The organism is Streptomyces sp. NBC_00203 (assembly GCF_045206325.1).
GTDB classification, from domain to species: Bacteria; Actinomycetota; Actinomycetes; order Streptomycetales; family Streptomycetaceae; genus Streptomyces; species Streptomyces lutosisoli.
In genome coordinates, this window is record NZ_CP108126.1 from 4510583 (window position 1) to 4529747 (window position 19165).

The window sequence follows — 19165 nt, forward strand, 5'->3', positions numbered from 1 at the left end:
GGTCGACACCGGCGCACGCGGCTCCGGGTACGCCCGGGGCGCGGGACTTTGCACACTCGCCCCGGCGCCCGTGGCCTTGCACGCGCCAGGGCAGCGGGGTGAGACTCGCGCGTGCGGCGGCCGGCCACGAGCAACCCGCCAGTTGTGGGCAGCGCACTGGCTGAGCGGGGCGCCAGTCTTGAGCGCCGGGCTTGAGCGCCGGGCTTGAGCGCCGGGCTTGAGCGCCGGGCTTGAGCGCCGGGCTTGAGCGCCGGGCGCAGGCTACGGGCGGCTGTCGCTGAACTGGCGTACCAGGCCCGCGAAGGCTGCGTGTTCCTCGGGGGTGAGTTCGACGGACTCCGCGACGGGGCCCGACTGGCGCTGGTGGGGAATGCTCCGGAGCATGTCGCCATGGCGCCATACCGCGACCTCGAAGCGGTCGCGGCGCAGGAGGCGCACCAGGCCGACGACCCAGATGACGGTCGCCAGGGCGAGTGCGGCCACGCCTACCAGCTGGAGGATCGACACGTGCTCAGGCATGCGCTCCAGTAGACACCACGGTCCGGGACCTTGGTCCCGGACCGTGACGCATCTCGCAGATGCGGTGAACAACTCACAGGTGCCCTAAAGGGGCAGAGGGTTGGCCATTCAGGCCGCGACGGGCTCCTTCGACTCGACCATGGTGGATATCGGAGCGTCGGCCGCTGCCGTGGTGGCGCCGCCCTCGGGTGCCTGCTTGCGCAGGCCCTTCAGGGTGACGACCAGAGCCGTGGTGACGCAGACGCCCGCGGCGATGGCGATCAGGTAGAGGAAGGGGTTGCCGATCAGCGGGACCACGAAGATTCCGCCGTGCGGGGCGCGCAGGGTGGCGCCGAAGGCCATCGACAGGGCGCCGGTGACCGCGCCGCCCACCATGGCGGAGGGGATGACGCGCAGGGGGTCGGCTGCCGCGAACGGGATCGCGCCCTCCGAGATGAAGGAGGCGCCGAGGACCCAGGCCGCCTTGCCGTTCTCGCGCTCGGTCTGGGTGAAGAGCTTGCCGCGCACGGTCGTCGCGAGGGCCATGGCCAGGGGCGGGACCATGCCCGCCGCCATCACGGCCGCCATGATCTTCATCGCCGAGTCACTGGGGCTCGCGACGGCGATACCGGCGGTGGCGAAGGTGTACGCGACCTTGTTGACCGGGCCGCCGAGGTCGAAGCACATCATCAGGCCGAGGAGCATGCCGAGGAGGACGGCGTTGGTGCCGGTGAGGCCGTTGAGCCAGTCGGTCATGCCCTTCTGGGCGGAGGCGATGGGCTTGCCGATCACCACGAACATCAGGAACCCGACGATCGCCGCGGAGATCAGTGGGATCACCACCACCGGCATGATGCCGCGCAAGGCCGCCGGGATCTTGACCTTCTGGATCCCGATCACCACGCCACCGGCGATGAGACCGGCGGCCAGACCGCCGAGGAAGCCCGCGTTGATGGTGAGGGAGATCGCGCCGCCGACGAAGCCGGGCACGAGGCCTGGCCGGTCCGCCATGCCGTAGGCGATGTAGCCGGCCAGGACCGGGACGAGGAAGCCGAAGGAGACGACGCCGATCTGGAAGAACAGCGCGCCCCAGCTGTCCATCTGGGTCCACAGGAAGTGGTCCATGACCGACGGCGCCTTGTTGATCTTGTAGCCGCCGATCGCGAACCCGAGGGCGATGAGGAGACCGCCCGCGGCGACGAACGGGACCATGTAACTGACGCCGGACATCAGCCACTTGCGGAGCTTGGTGCCGTAGCCCTCGCCGGACTCACCGGCGCGCTCCACCGGTGTGCCGGGCGCGGCGCCCGCGCTGACCTCGCCGCGTGCGGCCTTGTCGCGCACCTGCGCGATCAGCTCGGTGGGCTTGTTGATGCCCGCCTTCACGCCGACGTCGACGGTCGGCTTGCCGGCGAAGCGGTCCTTGTCCCGTACGGGCACGTCGTGGGCGAAGATCACGCCGTCCGCGGCCGCGATGACCGCCGGGTCGAGCCGGGTGAAGCCGGCCGAGCCCTGCGTCTCGACGACCACCTCTACGCCTGCCTCGCGGCCCGCGTTCTCCAGCGACTCGGCAGCCATGTAGGTGTGTGCGATGCCGGTGGGGCAGGAGGTGACGGCGACGATGCGGAACGGCTGACCACCATCGGTGGCGCCCGGCGCCGGGGCGGGTCCGTCCTCGACGGTCGCACCCGGCACCGGGGCCGCGCCGTCCGTGGCGGAGTCGGCGGAGGCCGCCGCATTCGACTCCGCCACGGCGTTCTCGGGGGCGCCCGCGGGCGCCGGGGGCTCGTCCCCGCGGATGAGCGCGGACGCGGCCGCCGCGTCGTCCACGGCCCGCAGCGCGGACGTGAACTCGGCGTTCATCAGCTGGCGTGCGAGGGACGACAGGATCGTGAGGTGGGCGTCGTCCGCGCCGGCCGGGGCGGCGATCAGGAAGATCAGGTCGGCGGGCCCGTCCGGCGCGCCGAAGTCGATCCCGGCCGCGCTGCGTCCGAAGGCGAGCGTCGGCTCGGTGACGTGTTCGCTTCGGCAGTGCGGGATGCCGATGCCGCCGTCCAGGCCGGTCGGCATCTGGGCTTCGCGGGCGGCCACGTCGGCGAGGAAGCCGTCGAGGTCGGTGACCCGACCCTTGGCGACCATGCGCTCGGCGAGGGCGCGCGCCGCCGCTTCCTTCGTATCGGCGGACAGGTCGAGGTCGACCAGGTCCGCGGTGATCATCTCGCTCATCGCGGGCTCCTTCGCACGCGTATCGCCCGGGGGAAGTGGTGGGCGAGGGTGGGGACGGGGGTGTTGCGCTCAGATGGGGCAGGTAGGGCCGATAGGGCAGAGGGGACAGGGGTGAGGTGAGTCGAAGAGGCGGGGCCGGGGAAACCCCGCCTCTCCTCGGCGGCGGGATCGGGGAGACCCCGCCTCCGTATGGCTGCGGCGGGGAAGGGGAGGCCCCGCCGCTTCAGGGCCTGTTCAGGGGGCGTACGGGACGGGCGGGCCGCCGGGCTCGCAAGACCCGTACGCGATCCGGCGTGCGCGGCGCACAAGCCGTAGTGAAGTGAGCCACGCGCGCCGCCACGAAACGAGCCGCACGCGCCGTCGTGACGTGAACCGCACGCGCCGTCGTGACGTGAGCCGGACGCGCCGTCGTGACGTGATCCACGCGCGCCGGGGAGATGCGAGCCGTGTGCGCCGTTGCGGCGTGATCCGGTGTTCATGACACGGGCTCCGTCAGTACGAGATCCACCGGTATGTCCGACGTGACCGTCACGGCGGAGGGGTCGAGGTCGGCCGGGCCCGGCATCACGCTGCCGGGGAGTTGGACGGCCGCGGCGCCGTGGGCGACGGCGGAGGCGAGGGCCTCGGGGCCGTTGCCGCCGGCGATCAGGAAGCCGGCGAGGGAGGAGTCGCCGGCGCCCACGTTGCTGCGTACGGCATCCACGCGCGCGCTGCCGAACCAGGCGCCCGCGCCGTCCACGAGCAGCTGCCCGTCGGCGCCCAGGCTCGCGAGGACGGCGCGCGCGCCCAGCTCGCGCAACTCCTCGGCCGCCTTCACCGCGTCACCCACCGTGGCGAGGGGGCGCCCGACGGCTTCCGCGAGCTCCTCGGCGTTGGGCTTCACCACGTCGGGCCGCTCGCGCAGCGCCGCGAGAAGCGCCGGACCGGAGGTGTCGAGTGCGATCCGGGCGCCCGCCGCGTGCGCCCGCGCGACCAGATCGGCGTACCAGGAGGGCGCGAGCCCGCGCGGCAGGCTGCCGCAGCAGGTGATCCAGTGGGTGTCGCCGGAGCGGTACTGCTTGCGGACTGTCTCCAGGAGGAGTTCGGCCTCAGCGGCGGAGAGTTCGGGTCCGGGCGCGTTGATCTTCGTCAGGGTGCCGTCGGGTTCGGCGACCGAGATGTTCGAGCGGGTGGCTCCGGCGACCGGGACCGGCGCGACCTCGATGCCCTGCGCGTCGAGCAGGTCGGCGACGAGTGCGCCGGGCGCACCACCCAGGGGCAGGACGGCGACCGTGCGCTGCCCGGCGGCCGCGACCGCGCGCGAGACGTTCACGCCCTTGCCGCCCGGGTCCATGCGTTCGCCGGTGGCCCGGATGACCTCGCCGCGGTCGAGCGACGGGACCTCGTACGTACGGTCGAGGGAGGGGTTGGGGGTGACGGTGAGGATCATGCGCACTCGTTTCTCAACACGTTCTCAGGACACGGCACTTGCGTGTCGCGTCCTACACACACAGCACTTCGGTGCCGCCGCGCTCGATGGCGGAGACGTCTTCGGGGCTCAGCCCGCGGTCGGTGATCAGCAGGTCCACATCGCTCAGGTCGCCGAAGCGGGCGAAGTGTTCCTGGCCGTTCTTGGAGGAGTCGGCGAGGAGCACCACGCGGCGCGCGGCGCGCATGGTCGCGCGCTTGACGGCGGCCTCGGCGAGGTCGGGGGTGGTCAGTCCGTAGGAGGGGGAGAATCCGTTGGCCGCGATGAAGAGGACATCGGCGCGGATCTCGCTGTACGCGCGGAGCGCCCAGGCGTCCACGGCGGCGCGCGTGCGGTGTCGTACGCGCCCCCCGACCAGATGGAGTTGGATGCCGGGGTGGTCCGCGAGGCGGGCGGCGATCGGAAGGCTGTGGGTGACGACGGTGAGCGTCGCTTCCAGCGGGAGCGCCGCGGCGAGCCGGGAGACGGTCGAGCCGGCGTCCAGGATCACCGTGCCGTCGTGGGGCAGTTCGGCGACCGCGGCCTCGGCGATGCGGTCCTTCTGGTCGGCCGCGGTGGACTCGCGCTCGGCGAGATCGGGCTCGAAGTCCAGGCGCCCGGCCGGAATCGCACCACCGTGCACACGGCGTACGAGACCCGCGCGGTCCAGGGCCTTCAGGTCCCGGCGGATGGTCTCCGCGGTGACCTGGAACTCCTCGGCCAGGGAGAGCACGTCCACCCTGCCGCCGTCACGGGCGAGCCGGAGGATCTCCTGCTGCCGCTCCGGTGCGTACATGTCCGTTCGCCTCCGACTGATGCCCGAACCTGTGGTTTCACTCGGAGGCTACGCCCGGATTTCCGGAAAGTAAACAGGTTCGGGCCCGATGTGGGCACAAACGGGCTTCGCATGCTTGGCAGGGGCGGAGGGTGAAACGACGGTGGGGGCAGGCCGCATGAGCGGTCTGCCCCCACCGTCGTTTCACCGGATCAGGAAACCAGCACCGGCTCCTCCTCGCCCTCCTCCTCCTTGGTCGCCTCCGGCGCACCCGCACCCGCACCTTCACCCTCGCCCGCACCCTCCGCGTGCTGCGTCGGCCGCTTCGGCAGGGCGAACATCAGCAGGAAGATGACCGCCATCACCGCCGCGACCCAGCCCAGCGCGTACTGGAAGGCATTGACGAAGGCGGGGCCGACCTGGTCCCGGGTCAGCCGGTCGCCGATCTGGCCGAAGAAGAGGACCGACACCAGCCCGAGCCCCAGCGCGTTGCCCATCTGCTGCACGGTGTTGATGAGCCCGGACGCCGAACCGGAGTGCTCACGCGGGACCTCCGACAGCACCGCGTCCGTCAGCGGGGCCACGATGAAGCCCATGCCCGCGCCCATGACCACCAGCGGAAGCGCCATCTGCCAGGAGGCGATGGACATGCCGTACCGGTCGGACTCCCAGATGTAGAGGAGCACGCCGAGCCCCATGAGCAGGGCGCCCGCCTGGAGCACCTTGCGTCCGAAGCGCGGGACCAGCAGCTGCACGGACATGCCCGCCGCGGCCGAGACCGCGATCGAGAACGGCACCCCGGTGAGTCCCGCCCGCAGCGGGCTCCAGCCCAGCCCGGTCTGCATGTACAGCGTCCAGACCAGGAAGAAGATGCCGAGCGCGACGCCGAAGACGGTCTGTACGGCGATGCCCGCCGCGAAGCTCGTCACCTTGAACAGCGACAGCTCGATCAGCGGCGAACCGTCCCGCGCCGTCTTCCGCTTCTCGTACGCCACCAGCGCCGCGAAGACGACGAGGGAGCCGGCCATCGACACGTACCCCCACAGCGGCCAGCCCAGCTCACGGCCGCGGGTCAGCGGGTAGAGCAGCATCAGCAGGCCGAGGATGACGAGGGTGACGCCGACGAGGTCGAGCTTGAGGGCGCGCGGGGCCTTGGACTCGCTGATGAACCGGCGGCCCAGGATCAGCGCGGCGACACCCACCGGCAGGTTGATGAGGAAGATCGGCCGCCACTCCAGGCCGAAGAGGTTCCACTCGGTGAGCAGCGCGCCGAGGAGGGGACCGGACACGGCCCCCAGGCCGACGATCGCGCCGAAGAGACCGAAGACCTTGCCCCGCTCGTGCGCCGGGAAGGTGGCGTGCACGATCGACAGCACCTGCGGCACCATCAGCGCGGCCATCCCGCCCTGGAGGATGCGCGAGGCGACGAGCATCTCCGGGTTCGCGGCGAAGCCGCACAGCGCCGACGCGACCGTGAAGCCGGCTATGCCGATGAGGAAGACGCGCTTGCGGCCGTGGATGTCGCCGAGCCGCCCGCCGGTGATGAGCCCGGCGGCGAAGGCCAGCGCGTAGCCCGCCGTGATCCACTGGATCTGGCTGAACGAAGCGCCCGCGTCCCGCTGGATCGACGGGATGGCGATGTTGACGATCGTCACGTCGACCAGGTCCATGAAGGCCGCGGTCATGACGATGGCGAGGGCGAACCAGCGCCGCCGGTCGGCCACGGCGGCCGCGGCCAAGCTGTTACGAGTGGTCTCGGTGGAGGTCATGCAGCAAAGCTAAGGCCCCATTAGGTCAGATCGTGTCCTAGATGTGCGGCACCCTGGAAAACATGACAACGGATACGCCGGCCCGGCTTCTCCAGCTCCTCTCCCTCCTCCAGACGCCCCGCGAATGGCCCGGCGGTGAGCTCTCCGAGCGGCTCGGGGTGTCCCGTCGTACGGTCCGCCGGGACATCGACCGGCTCCGGGAGCTGGGCTATCCGGTGCAGGCGACCAAGGGGTCCGACGGCGGGTACCGGCTGGTGGCGGGGAAGGCGATGCCGCCGCTCGTGCTCGACGACGAGGAGGCCGTGGCGATCGCGGTGGGGCTGCGGGCCGGCGCCGGGCACGCCGTCGAGGGCGTGGACGAGGCGTCCGTACGGGCGCTCGCCAAGCTGGAGCAGGTGCTGCCGTCCCGGCTGCGCCACCGGGTGTCCACCCTCCAGGCCGCGACCACCCCGCTGACCAGCGGGGACGGGGCGACTATCGCGCCCGAGACGCTGACCGTGATGGCGTCGTGCGTCGCCGGGCGGGAGCGGCTGCGGTTCGCGTACCGCTCCGGGGACGGGACGCCGTCGCGGCGGCTGACCGAGCCGTACCGGCTCGTCTCCACCGGCCGCCGCTGGTACCTCGTCGCATACGACCTCGATCGCGAGGACTGGCGTACGTTCCGCGTCGACCGGGTCGCCGAGCCGCACGCGACGGGAGCGCGGTTCACGCCGCGTGAGCTGCCGACGGGGAGCGCGGCGGAGTTTCTGCGGCAGTCGATGTTCCGGCGGCAGGAGACGTACGCGTTCGACGTCACGTTCGCCGCGCCCGCCGAGTTCGTCGCGGCGCGTCTGCCCGCCTGGCTGGGCGCGCCCGAGCCGATCGACGAGCACAGTTGCCGGCTGCGTTCCTCCGCCGGCGACTCCGTGGAGTGGCTGGCGGTGCGGATCGCGATGGTCGACTGCGAGTTCGTGGTGCGGGAACCCGCTGAACTGGTGGGTTATGTACGGGACTTGGGTGAGCGTCTGACGCGAGCGGGGGGCGGTTCGGCGGAGAGCGGCGGTTCCGCGGAGAGCGGAGGTTCGGTGGAGGGCGGCGACTCGGGGGACGCCGGCCTCACTGGCCCGTCACGTACTTGACCGTCGGGCCCGCCGACCAGCCGCCGTCCACGGCGAGTTCGGCGCCGGTGACATACGCGGAGTCGTCGGAGAGCAGGAAGACGACGGCCTTCGCAATCTCGTGGGTCTCGCCGACCCGCCCCATGGGGCTGTTCGGGAAGTGGCCGTCGCCCTGCTGGATGCCGATGTTCGCGGTCATCGGCGTGTACGTCACGCCCGGGTGGACGGAGTTGACGCGGACCTTCGCCGTGCCGAGCTCCACCGCGGCGACCTTGGTCAGGCCGCGTACGCCCCACTTGGAGGCGCCGTAGCTGGACGTGGTGGCGACGGCGGTGAGGCCCGCCATGGAGGAGATGTTGACGATGGAGCCGCCGCCGTTGTCCCGCATCGCCGGGATCACGGTCTTCATGCCGATGAAGACGCCGGTGAGGTTGACGTCGAGGACCTGACGGAAGTGGTCCACGGTCTCGGTCTCCAGTAACTGGCCTGTGGCGATACCGGCGTTGTTCACCAGCCCCTCGATGCCGCCGAACTGCGTCCGCGCGAAGGCCGCGGCCCGCTGCCAGGCGGTCTCGTCCGTCACGTCGAGGCGTATGAAGCGGGCGGCGTCGCCCAACTCCCCCGCCAGGGACTGGCCTTCCTCCGCCAGTACGTCGCCGAGCACGACGTTCGCTCCGGCGGCGACGGCGGTACGGGCGATCTCGGCGCCGATGCCGCGGGCGCCGCCGCTGATCAGGACGGTCTTTCCGGTCAGGTCGTTGCTCATTCGGCACTCCAGGGAAAGCCGCGAAGGGCTTCGAGATGGCGCAGCGCGAGCGCGACGGGGCCGTCCGGTCCGTCGGCCGCGTCGTCCGTGGCGGCCCAGGCTTCCACCGCGACGCGGACCGCTGCGCTGGCTGTGGCGGCGGTGAGGCGGAGCTTGGGGGATGGGGTGGGGGAAGGGGTGGGCAAAGGGACGGGCGAAGCTTCCGTCGTCGCCACCGCACTCGTCGCCGCCCTCGTCGCCACCTCACTCGTCGCCACCTCACTCGCGGCCACCGCCCTCGCCGCCAGCACCCCCGCCAGCGTCCGCTCCGCCGTCTGGCATGCCTCGCCCCACACCCTCAGCAGGGCCGGGTTCGCCTCGGCCAGGCGGAGGAGGGCGCGGACCCAGTCCAGGGACTCGGGTCTGACACCGACGCCCGGGGTCAAGGTGGCGACGATCGCGTGGCGGAGGGCTTCGGGTACCGGCAGTTGGGCCGGGGCGTCGCGGACGGCCTCGGCCCACTTCTGGCTGCCGGCGGCGAATACGGGGCCGAGGGATTCCTCCTTGGTCGCGAAGTACCGGTAGAAGGTGCGTGGCGCGACCCCGGCCGCCCGGGCGATGTCCTCGGCACGGGTGGCGCGCAGGCCGTTGCGCATGAAGAGCCCCGCTGCCGCCCGGGAGATGTCCATGCGGGTGGCCGCCTTGCGTCGCTCGGTCAGCGAAGGAACAGTACGGGGGGTGCCGTTGGCGGAGCCAGGGGCTGGGGCTGGGGCAGAGGTTGGGGCTGAGGCAGGCGCCGCTCGGCCTGCGGAGGTGCGCACCACGCGTTCGGTACCGGTCACGGACGGCAGGTTATGCCCCTGTGGCAGAATCTGCCATTCGGGTCACCCCGGGGTTCAGGTTCGGGGTGGCCCGACAATGACCTGCGCGGAAACCGTCGCGGGTGGGCTCCGCCGCGGGTGGGTTGTGCCGCTGGCCCCCGGCCCGCGTGGTCCGCCCCTTCGACCCTGCCAGGGGCTTCGCCCCTGGACCCCGGGTGAGTTCTTTTGCCGCGGGACGGTGGGGGCTGGTCGCGCCCCGCGGCGGAGCCGCAGATGTCACAGCCCCGCGCCCCTTATGGGGCGCTCCCCCTCACCCTCTTACGAAGGCGCCCCCAAGCCCAACCCCCACCCCAAAAACAACATGGAGCCGGGCCCCGGCGCCAGGGGGGGAAGGCGCCGGAGCCCGGCTCTGGGAGAGTCCCGGCGCGGGGGGGTGTGCGTCGGGACTCGGTTCTGGTGGGGGCGCGTGCCTATGCCCCGGGTGGAACCCTGAACCCTGGGCCCTGAAGTCTTGTTCCCAGAGCCCGGCAGGTTAAGCGGCCTTACATGGCCATGTCTGGTCGACTTGTGGCCAACGTGGCCGGCGTGTCCGTCATGGACTCACGCCGCCGCGTCGAACCCGGTGTCACGGGCCAGCTTCTTCAGTTCGAGAAGCGCGTGCTTCTCGATCTGGCGGATGCGCTCGCGCGTGAGGCCGTGCTCCTTGCCGACCTCGGTGAGCGTGCGCTCCCGGCCGTCATCGATGCCGTACCGCATCTTGATGATGGAGGCCGTGCGCTGGTCGAGGCGGCCGATCAGGTCGTCCAGTTCCTCGCTGCGCAGCAGGGTCATGACCGACTGCTCGGGGGAGACCGCGGAGGTGTCCTCCAGCAGGTCGCCGAACTGGGTGTCGCCGTCGTCGTCCACCGCCATGTTCAGCGAGACCGGGTCGCGGGCCCAGTCCAGGACGTCCGTCACGCGCTCCGGCGTCGAGTCGAGCTCGGCGGCGATCTCCGCGTGCTCGGGCTCGCGCCCGTTCTTGCGGTTGAACTCGCGCTGTACGCGCCGGATCCGGCCCAGTTCCTCGACCAGGTGGACGGGGAGGCGGATCGTGCGCGACTGGTCGGCGATGGAACGGGTGATGGCCTGACGGATCCACCAGGTCGCGTACGTCGAGAACTTGAAGCCCTTGCGGTAGTCGAACTTCTCGACGGCGCGCACCAGACCCGCGTTGCCCTCCTGGATCAGGTCGAGCAGGGGCAGGCCGCTGCGCGGATAGCGCCGGGCGACAGCGACGACCAGCCGGAGGTTCGAGCGGATGAAGATGTCCTTCGCTCGCTCGCCCTCGGCGACCAGCGCCTCGAGCTCCTCGGGGGACGCGTCCGCCTTGGCCGCAGCCTCGCCGTCGAGGATCTGCCGCGCGAACACACCCGCCTCGATGGTCTGGGACAGCTCGACTTCCTTGGCGGCGTCGAGCAGTGGCGTACGCGCGATCTCGTCGAGGTACATGCCGACCAGGTCGCGGTCGGCGATCTCGCCGCCTACGACGCGAACACTGCGTGCCGCGTCGCTGGTCTCGCCGGTGGCGGACTTACGACGGGCGACGGCACGGGTTGCCATGCGTGCTCCCTTGCGATGGTGGGCTGGCTGGTGGTCGCTGAACACTGGGTAGCTCACCCTCCCGGGTACCCGGCATCCGAAGGAAACAACGACTGGAATCCGGACAGAATTCCCAACCTGCCCCTCGATTTTTCTGATCATGCAGTACCCTGTCCCGCCACAGGAGGTGGGCAGATGGTGCCGGAACGTATAGATGTGCAGGTCAGGCCGGGAGTCGAGAGTGACCTCGACGCCCTCACCGACATCTACAACCACTACGTACGTGAGACGCCCATCACATTCGATACCGCTGTCTTCACGCCGGAAGAGCGTCGCTCGTGGCTGCTCTCCCACCCTGAAGACGGACCGCACCGCCTGATGGTTGCCACGGACGCGGACTCACAGGCGATTCTTGGGTACGCCGCATCCAGCGCCTTTCGTGTGAAGGCCGCGTACGACACCTCCGTGGAGGTCAGCGTCTACCTCGCCCCGGACGCCGGTGGCCGTGGCGTCGGCACCCTCCTCTACGAGGCTCTCTTCGAAGCCCTCGCCGGCGAGGATCTCCACCGCGCCTACGCCGGCATCGCCCAGCCGGAGGGAAACGAAGCGTCCGTGCGGCTGCACGAACGCTTCGGGTTCCGGCATGTCGGCACCTACCGGGAGGTGGGCCGCAAGTTCGGCCGGTACTGGGATGTGGCCTGGTACGAGAAGGAGCTCACCCCGGCCCGGTGAAGAACAGGTCAGCCGAACTGCACCGACCGCTTGGCCATCCCCATCCAGAAACCGTCGATCACCGACTTCTGCCCGTCAAGCTCACCGGCCGCGTCCGCCGCGCCCATGGTCACGAAGAGGGGGGCGAAGTGCTCGGTGCGCGGGTGGGCGAGACGGCCGGCCGGGGACTTGCGCTCGAAGTCGAGGAGCGCGTCCACGTCACCGGCGTCCAGGGCGCGGTGGCCCCAGTCGTCGAACTCGCTCGACCAGGCCGGGACTCCCCCGCCGGTGTGCCGCAGGGCCGCGAGGTTGTGGGTGAAGAAGCCGGAGCCGACGATCAGGACGCCCTCGTCGCGCAGTGGCGCCAGCTTGCGGCCGATCTCGAAGAGGCGGACCGGGTCGAGGGTCGGCATGGAGATCTGCAGGACCGGGATGTCGGCCTCGGGGAACATCTCCACCAGCGGCACATACGCGCCGTGGTCGAGCCCGCGGTCCGGGATGTCCTGCACCGGCGTACCGGGCGCGCGCAGCAGTTTCCGTACGGACTCGGCGAGTTGGGGGGCGCCGGGAGCCGCGTACGTCACCTGGTAGTAATGCTCGGGGAAGCCCCAGAAGTCGTAGACGAGCGGTACGGTCTCGACCGCGCCGAGGGCGAGCGGGGCCTCTTCCCAGTGGGCGGAGACCATGAGGATCGCCTTGGGGCGCGGCAGGTCGGCGGACCATGCTGCGAGCTGGCCGGGCCAGATCGGGTCGTCGGCGAGCGGCGGGGCACCATGGCTCAGGTAGAGGGCGGGCATGCGCCCAAGTGCGGGACGCTCCTCGGTGGCGGCGGACATGGCGGCTCCCTCCAGAGGGTTCAATCGTACGGCGCGGGTGCTTGATACTTGAAGTTTATTGCTTGAAGTCTCAAGCTCCCAGCCGCCGAGCTTACGCCTGGTTTGTTTAACTTTCAAGAAGGGGCTCGTACAGTGGAGTACATGAACACGGCACCCGCTGAAGAGACGCGTTGGCTCACCGACGAGGAACAGCGCATCTGGCGTGCGTACATGCACGCCACCACCCTCCTTGAGGACCATCTCGACCGCCAGCTCCAGCGTGACGCGGGCATGCCGCACATCTACTACGGCCTGCTCGTCCAGCTCGCCGAAGCGCCGCGCAGGCGGCTGCGGATGACCGAGCTGGCCATGAACGCGAAGATCACCCGCTCGCGGCTCTCGCACGCGATCGCGCGCCTGGAGAAGAACGGCTGGGTGCGGCGTGAGGACTGTCCCTCCGACAAGCGGGGACAGTTCGCGGTCCTGACGGACGACGGTTACGAGGTGCTGCGGCGCACCGCGCCTGGCCATGTGACCGCCGTACGGCAGGCCCTGTTCGACCGGCTCACCGCGGACCAGCAGAAGGCCTTCGGCGAGGCCATGCGGATCGTCGCCGAGGGGCTCCAGCCGAAGGACGCGGGAGCCGACCTGCCCTGGTTGCGTTAGGGCTCCGGCGCCGCGGTGAGAGCTCACTCGTGGAGGGCTCTCGCTCCGCCGGCCCCGGACGCGGGTCCGCCCCGGCTCCATTGAACTCGGAGCCGGGGCGGACCCTGGGATTCGTACGAACGAGGCGTCCCCACCCCGCGTCCGTACGCGAAGTATCCGGAGTACCCGTGGTGCGGGTGATCAGTGGGCGATCACCGGGATCTTCACCTCGTCCTCGACGCCCTCGCCGGAGGCGACGACCGGGTCGGAGCCCTGCGTGCCGGCGTTGACGAGGACCGAGACGATCACCGCGGCCGCTACCAGCATGCCGACGGCGAACCAGATGGCGTTGGTGTAGCCGTGCACCTGGCCCTGCAGCTGGACGAGCTGCTGCTGGGTCTTGGAGGAACCGGCGCCGGCGATGTGGTCCTTGATGTAGGCGGTCGTCGCGGAGGCGGCGATCGTGTTCAGCAGGGCCGTGCCGATCGCGCCGCCCACCTGCTGCGAGGTGTTGACCATCGCGGAGGCGACACCCGCGTCGCGGGGCTCGACGCCCAGGGTGGCCAGGGACATGGCCGGCATGAACGCCGTACCCATGCCGAGACCGAGCAGCAGCATCGCCGGCAGGATGATCGAGGCGTACGACGAGCCGATCTCCAGCTGGGTCATCAGCAGCATGCCGACCGCGGCGACCAGGAAGCCGGGGCCCATCAGCAGACGGGCCGGCAGGCGGGTCATCAGGCGGGTGCCGATCTGGGTCGAGCCGACCATCATGCCGACGATCATCGGCATGAAGGCGAAGCCGGTCTTGATCGGCGAGAAGCCCTTCACGACCTGGAGGTAGTAGGTCAGGAACAGGAAGGTGCCGAACATCGCGATGATGGCGATGCCGAGCGAGAGGTAGATACCGCCGCGGTTGCGGTCGGTGATCACGCGCAGCGGCAGCAGCGGGGCCTTGACCTTCGCCTCGACGACGACGAACGAGACCAGCAGAACGGCCGACGCGATGAAGAGCGCGACGGTCGAGGAGTCGCCCCAGCCGTTGGACTCGGCGCGGGTGAAGCCGTAGACGAGCGAGACCAGGCCGAGGGTGGACAGGAGCACGCCCGGGATGTCGAGCGGGTTGCGGTTGCGGCCGCCCTCCGGCTCACGGATGACGAAGTAGGCACCGAGGGCCGCGACGATCGCGAACGGGATGTTGACGAAGAACGTCCAGCGCCAGTCCAGGTACTCGGTGAGCACGCCGCCGAGGATGAAGCCGACGGCGCCGCCACCACCGGCGATCGCACCGTAGATACCGAACGCCTTGGCGCGCTCCTTGGCGTCCGTGAACATCACGGCGAGCAGGGAGAGCGCGGCGGGCGCGAGCAGGGCGCCGAACGCACCCTGGAGGGCACGGGCGCCGAACATCATGGCGCCGGAGGTGGCGAGACCGCCGAGCGCGGACGCGGCGGCGAAGCCGGTCAGGCCGATGACGAAGGCGCGCTTGCGCCCCCACAGGTCGGCTATACGGCCGCCGAAGAGGAGGAGTCCGCCGAAGGCGAGGGCGTAGGCCGTGACGACCCACTGCCGGTTGCCGTCGGAGATGCCCAGGTCGGTCTGGGCGGACGGAAGGGCGATGTTCACGATGGTCGCGTCGAGGACGACCATCAGCTGGGCGAGCGCGATGAAGGCGAGCGCTTTCCAGCGGTTGGAATGTGCGTCGGTGTCGGACATTGCTGTCGACTTTCCTGTTGCAGACATGGGGGTACCCACTCCGGGACTTCGTAGCGAAAAAAGGTGAGGGAAAGGGACGGCTCGTCTCCGGTGACGGCCGGAAGCTTCGTGCGCGTTCTGACTGGTGCTGGGCGCTGAACTAATCGGTCAGGTGGACGGCGTGGTCACTCACGCGCGCCGCAGGTCCTCCACGGTGGCGGCCACTCCGGGCAGTTCGGAGCGGGCCGGGGCCCGCATACCGTCCAGGAACAGCTGCAGATGACGGTGTACGAAGCGGTCGATGCCCTGGCACGCGGTGCCGGGCAGCGGCCTGGTGAGCTGGCTGACCGCGATCATCAGGTCACCGAACTCGACGTCGGGGCGCAGCTGTCCGTCCTCGCGGGCGCGGTCCATCAGCTGCTCGATCAGGACGGTGATCCGGTCGCGCGCGGCGACGAGATCCGGGTGGTTCTGGTCGAAGGAGTGGGAGAGCATCGGGCACAGGGCGCCGATCCGCTCATCGGCGGCGAAGTGCACGAAGCCGCTCAGCGCCTCGAAGGCGTCGCCGCCCTCGACGAGCGCCGTCTCGACCCACTCCGAGGTGCGGTCCATCACCGAGCAGACGACCTCCCGTGCCAGGGCGTCGCGGTCGGCGAAGTTGCGGTACACCGTGGCGTTGCCGACCCCGGCCCGGCGGGCGATCTCGTCGAACGGCACCTCGGGGCCGAACTCGACGAACATCTCGCGGGCCGCGGCGACGATCCGCTCCCTGTTGCGCAGGGCATCGGCGCGCGGCCGGACCACTCGGCGCTGTACGGGGGTGGCGGTCTCCACGGTGGACTCCTCGGAAGAGAAGGGGATCGCGATCCGGGGATTCGCTCCCCGTTTCGCTCGGACACAGGGCTAAACGGGGAAACGGTCCCCGGTTATTTCCCGACCCCGACAAGATTCCATGTGACCTGCGCCACATCCTCGCCGCACTCACTCCGCACCTGCATCGCACTCGCTCCGCACCCACTCCGCACCCGCGCCACATACCCATCCGGACGCCTCAGAGGCCCCCGGGCGAGAAACCCACGATCGGGCTCCTCCAGCGCGCGCCCGCCGCGCCGTCGACACAGGGTGATCGAAAGGGTGCAGCCGGAGACCGGCGGCTGCCGTGGAGCGAAGGGTCCCCGCATGCCGCCTGAGCGACGCCTCCGCCACCGGATAGGCACGCGCCGCGTGGCCGCGCTCGCCGCGGTGACCCTTCTGACGCTGGCGGTCAGTACCTCCGCCGGTACGGGACACCTCACGGCGGGCTCCACGGCGGCGGGTTCCATCGCGCTGGCCCGCTCCACGGCGCTCGGCCCCTGCATGATCACCGGCCCGCTGGGCGTGCAGATGGGGGAAGGCGTCCCGACCTCGTCCGGCTACGCCCGCTCCACCGGCACCGTCCGGGCCCTCACCCTGATGGTCGACTTCTCCGACGCGCCCGGGAAGGGCAGCGCGCTCGACCGCTACCGCGAGTTCTTCCCGCAGACCCAGCGATGGTTCCGCACCGGCTCGTACGGCCGTCTCGACTACCGCCCCGAGACCCCCGTCCGGCACTGGCTGCGGATGCCCAAGCCCTTCAAGGCGTACGGCATAGAGCGCGGCGCGCCCTTCGACCCCGGGTACCGCGATCTGGTCCAGGACATCGTGACCGCGGCCGACCCGAACGTCGACTTCCGCTCGTACGACATCCTGAACGTCCTGGTGACGCCGAACGCCGGGCCCTCCGCGCTGGACACCGTGCTGTCCGTGACCTTCGCCGGCAACACGGAGGCGCCGGTCGCCGACGGTGTCCCGGTCGCCAACGCGTCCTTCGTCTACAGCCGCCAGGACGACGGCTCCGGCTCCTACTCCGACACCGGCTACCGGGTGCTCCCGCACGAGAACGGCCACACCTTCGGCCTGCCCGACCTCTACACCCAGGACGGCGGGGGCGCGGTCGGCCACTGGGACATCATGAGCGAGGACTGGGGGGCCGACAACGATCTGCTCGGCTGGCACAAGTGGAAGCTCGGCTGGCTCGACGACTCGCAGGTCAGCTGCGCGGCGGCGCCCGGTACCAAGGAGTACACGCTCACCCCGCTGGCCCGGCGCGGCGGCAACAAGCTCGTCTTCGTGCCCACCAGCTCCAAGACCGGTTTCGCCCTCGAACTGCGCACCCGCGGGGGCAACGACTCCGCGATCTGCCGCCCCGGCATCCTCATCTACAAGGTCGACGCGGGCGTGGACACCGGGAACGGGCCCATCACCGTGTACGACTCCACGCGCGACAGCGGCGGCTGCACCCGCTCCCCCAATGTGCACGCGGAACTCTCCGACGCGCCCTTCGCGCCCGGCGAGTCCTTCAAGGATCCCAAGACGGGCGTCACGGTGCAGGTCGCCGGGGCGGACCTCGCCGGGAACTACCGGGTGTACGTGACGCGCCGCTGAGGCCCCGAGGGCGCACCGCTGACCTGCTGGAGCGCCCCGGCAAGCACTACGGTGTCTCTTCTGTGAGCCGCAACGGAGAGCCCATGCCATCGAACGTCGTGCCCGCCGAGGCCGTCACCCCCCTCATCCGCGGTATCGCCGTACTGCGGCGGCTGACCGAGGCCGACGGGGTGTCCAGCCTGAGCGGTCTCGAACGGGCCACCGGGCTCGCACGTTCCACCGTCGACCGGATCATGGCGACCCTCGCGCGCATGGGATACGTACGCCTCGACGGCCGGGACGCCGTACTGGCCCCCCGTCTGATGGAACTCGGCAACACCTACCTCGCCGCCCTGCGGCTCCCCCGTCTCCTGGACGCGCACGCCGACGCGCTCGCCGACGAACTGGACGAGTCGGTGTCCCTGGCCGTCGGCGACCGGGACGGCATCCGTTTCATCCACCAGGCGACCCGCCGCCGCGCCATGTCCCTGAGCTTCCGCATCGGCGACCTGCTGCCCGCCGAACGCACAGCGCCCGGCTTCCTGTTCGCCACCGAGTGGGGGGAGGAGGAGTGGACGCGCTGGCGCGAGCGCCGGGCGGCCGATCCGGAGGACCGCAGGTTTCCCGCCGTACCGGCCCGCAGCCGGCCCTTCGTCGACGATTCCCGGCGCGGCGAGGAGGAACCGGGCTCCGCACCGGCCCCCGTATCCCCGCCTGCCGAACCCCCCACTGTCGGCGACGACTTCGAGCAGCGTACGGCCGAGGTCCTGGAGGCCGGGTGGGCGCTGGACGACCAGCTCATCGAGCCGGGCCTGGTCGCGATCGCCCTGCCCGTGCGGGAGGCGGGACGGATCGCGTGTGTGGTGAGCGTGGTGAGCCACACCAGCCGGCACACCGCGGCCGACCTGCGGGACACGCTGCTGCCACGGCTGCGGTCGGCCGTGGCCGCGATGGAGCGGGAGCTGCGGGAGGCGCCGCCCGCCGCACCGGGTGCCGCGTCCGGGCTCGCGACCTGGACCGGCGCCTCCAAGCAGGAACTGGGCCGGGAGTTCGTCGAGTCGCTGGCCCGCGGGCTGACCGTGATCACCGCCTTCGGCGAGGGCCGCGCCGAGCTGACCCTCACGGACGTCGCCCAGGCCACGGGGCTCGCCCGCGCGACCGCCCGGCGTGCCCTGATCACCCTGGAACACCTCGGATACGTCACCACGCACGACCGCGTCTTCCGGCTCACGCCGCGCGTCCTGGGCCTCGGCTTCCCGCCGCTGTCGCGGACCACGCTCGCCGCGATCGCGGACCCTCACCTCACCGAACTCTCCCACCGGCTGCACGACTCGGTGTCGCTCGCGGTCCTGGCCGGCGACGAGATCCAGTACACCGGCCGCGTCGCCACCAGCCGCGTCATGAGCGTCAACATCACCGTCGGCACCCGGCTGCCCGCGTACGCGACCTCGCTGGGCCGCGTGATACTGGCGGACCTGCCGGAGCCCCGGCTTCCCGACCTGCTCCCGCTGACCCCGCACACCCTCACCGACCCGGAGAAGCTCAGGGCCGAACTGGACCGCGTACGGGAAGCCGGATACGCCCTGGTCGACGAGGAGCTGGAGGAGGGGCTGCGGTCCATCGCCGTACCGGTGCGCGGCCGCGGCGGGCGGGTCGTGGCCGCGGTGAACGTCGCCATGCACAGCAGCCGCCGCACGATCGAGGAGTGCGTGCGCGAGGTACTGCCGGAACTGCATGCCACGGCGGGACGGATCGAGGCGGATCTGCGGGTGGCGGGCCGCTTCCGGCGCGTACCCCTCAGCTGAGCTGAACGCTGAGCTGAACCGCGGCGCCCTTCCGCCCGGAGCGACCACGGCCCGCCCGGGCCGGCAGCCAGGTGCGGCTGCCGGCCCAGGGCGCGC

The 19165-nt window shown here is 71.0% G+C and carries 16 protein-coding genes; 5 read left to right on the forward strand and 11 right to left on the reverse strand.

What is annotated here, in order from left to right:
• Positions 1 to 261: 261 nt before the first annotated feature.
• From OG975_RS20260 to OG975_RS20280, 5 genes are all read right to left on the reverse strand, one after another.
• Entirely contained in the window at positions 262 to 519 is a 258-nt protein-coding gene (locus OG975_RS20260; RefSeq protein WP_406330696.1) for a hypothetical protein, read from the reverse strand.
• A gap of 108 nt (positions 520 to 627) precedes the next feature.
• The gene (locus OG975_RS20265; RefSeq protein ID WP_406330698.1) at positions 628 to 2724 is read right to left on the reverse strand and encodes a fructose-specific PTS transporter subunit EIIC; all 2097 of its coding nucleotides are present in this window, start codon (positions 2722 to 2724) and stop codon (positions 628 to 630) included.
• A gap of 475 nt (positions 2725 to 3199) precedes the next feature.
• Positions 3200 to 4153, reverse strand: a complete 954-nt coding sequence (gene pfkB, locus OG975_RS20270; RefSeq protein ID WP_406330699.1) for a 1-phosphofructokinase — start codon at positions 4151 to 4153, stop codon at positions 3200 to 3202.
• A gap of 52 nt (positions 4154 to 4205) precedes the next feature.
• Positions 4206 to 4967 (reverse strand): DeoR/GlpR family DNA-binding transcription regulator, encoded by a 762-nt coding sequence (locus OG975_RS20275; protein WP_327429406.1) that lies wholly within the window; start codon positions 4965 to 4967, stop codon positions 4206 to 4208.
• 191 nt (positions 4968 to 5158) lie between these two features.
• Complete coding sequence (locus OG975_RS20280) at positions 5159 to 6715, reverse strand: MFS transporter (RefSeq protein ID WP_406330700.1); 1557 nt, start codon at positions 6713 to 6715, stop codon at positions 5159 to 5161.
• A gap of 62 nt (positions 6716 to 6777) precedes the next feature.
• On the opposite strand from OG975_RS20280, the gene OG975_RS20285 reads away from it, so the two are divergent.
• On the forward strand, positions 6778 to 7833 hold the full coding sequence (locus OG975_RS20285) for a helix-turn-helix transcriptional regulator (RefSeq protein ID WP_406330701.1): 1056 nt from the start codon (positions 6778 to 6780) through the stop codon (positions 7831 to 7833).
• On the opposite strand, the gene OG975_RS20290 is transcribed toward OG975_RS20285, so the two are convergent.
• The 3 genes from OG975_RS20290 to OG975_RS20300 form a co-directional block, all read right to left on the reverse strand.
• Complete coding sequence (locus OG975_RS20290) at positions 7811 to 8578, reverse strand: glucose 1-dehydrogenase (RefSeq protein ID WP_406330702.1); 768 nt, start codon at positions 8576 to 8578, stop codon at positions 7811 to 7813. The two genes, OG975_RS20285 and OG975_RS20290, sit on opposite strands and share 23 nt — an antisense overlap.
• Positions 8575 to 9246, reverse strand: a complete 672-nt coding sequence (locus OG975_RS20295; RefSeq protein WP_406330703.1) for a TetR family transcriptional regulator — start codon at positions 9244 to 9246, stop codon at positions 8575 to 8577. Before OG975_RS20295 ends, OG975_RS20290 begins: the two co-directional genes overlap by 4 nt.
• Positions 9247 to 9978: 732 nt before the next feature.
• On the reverse strand, positions 9979 to 10977 hold the full coding sequence (locus tag OG975_RS20300) for an RNA polymerase sigma factor RpoD/SigA (RefSeq protein WP_406330704.1): 999 nt from the start codon (positions 10975 to 10977) through the stop codon (positions 9979 to 9981).
• Between the two features lie 174 nt (positions 10978 to 11151).
• Here OG975_RS20300 and OG975_RS20305 point away from each other — a divergent pair, with 174 nt between their 5' ends.
• Positions 11152 to 11688 (forward strand): GNAT family N-acetyltransferase, encoded by a 537-nt coding sequence (locus OG975_RS20305; protein ID WP_406330705.1) that lies wholly within the window; start codon positions 11152 to 11154, stop codon positions 11686 to 11688.
• Between the two features lie 8 nt (positions 11689 to 11696).
• Here the strand turns inward: OG975_RS20305 and OG975_RS20310 are convergent, their stop codons facing one another.
• Positions 11697 to 12503, reverse strand: coding sequence for a dioxygenase (locus OG975_RS20310; RefSeq protein ID WP_406330707.1), 807 nt, complete (start codon positions 12501 to 12503; stop codon positions 11697 to 11699).
• A 141-nt stretch (positions 12504 to 12644) separates the two neighbouring features.
• Between OG975_RS20310 and OG975_RS20315 the strand changes: the two genes are divergently transcribed.
• Complete coding sequence (locus tag OG975_RS20315) at positions 12645 to 13148, forward strand: MarR family transcriptional regulator (RefSeq protein WP_327429414.1); 504 nt, start codon at positions 12645 to 12647, stop codon at positions 13146 to 13148.
• A 180-nt stretch (positions 13149 to 13328) separates the two neighbouring features.
• Here the strand turns inward: OG975_RS20315 and OG975_RS20320 are convergent, their stop codons facing one another.
• Positions 13329 to 14843: an MFS transporter gene (locus OG975_RS20320; protein ID WP_406330709.1), complete on the reverse strand. Its 1515-nt coding sequence runs from the start codon at positions 14841 to 14843 to the stop codon at positions 13329 to 13331.
• 168 nt (positions 14844 to 15011) lie between these two features.
• Entirely contained in the window at positions 15012 to 15656 is a 645-nt protein-coding gene (locus tag OG975_RS20325) for a TetR/AcrR family transcriptional regulator (RefSeq protein ID WP_406330710.1), read from the reverse strand.
• A gap of 345 nt (positions 15657 to 16001) precedes the next feature.
• Here OG975_RS20325 and OG975_RS20330 point away from each other — a divergent pair, with 345 nt between their 5' ends.
• Together OG975_RS20330 and OG975_RS20335 are read left to right on the forward strand one after the other, a co-directional pair.
• Positions 16002 to 17285 carry a M6 family metalloprotease domain-containing protein gene (locus OG975_RS20330; RefSeq protein ID WP_406330711.1) on the forward strand — a complete coding sequence of 428 codons (1284 nt, stop codon included), beginning with the start codon at positions 16002 to 16004 and terminating at the stop codon, positions 17283 to 17285.
• Positions 17286 to 17368: 83 nt separating this feature from the next.
• Positions 17369 to 19069, forward strand: coding sequence for an IclR family transcriptional regulator C-terminal domain-containing protein (locus OG975_RS20335; protein WP_406330712.1), 1701 nt, complete (start codon positions 17369 to 17371; stop codon positions 19067 to 19069).
• The last annotated feature ends 96 nt before the right edge of the window (positions 19070 to 19165 follow it).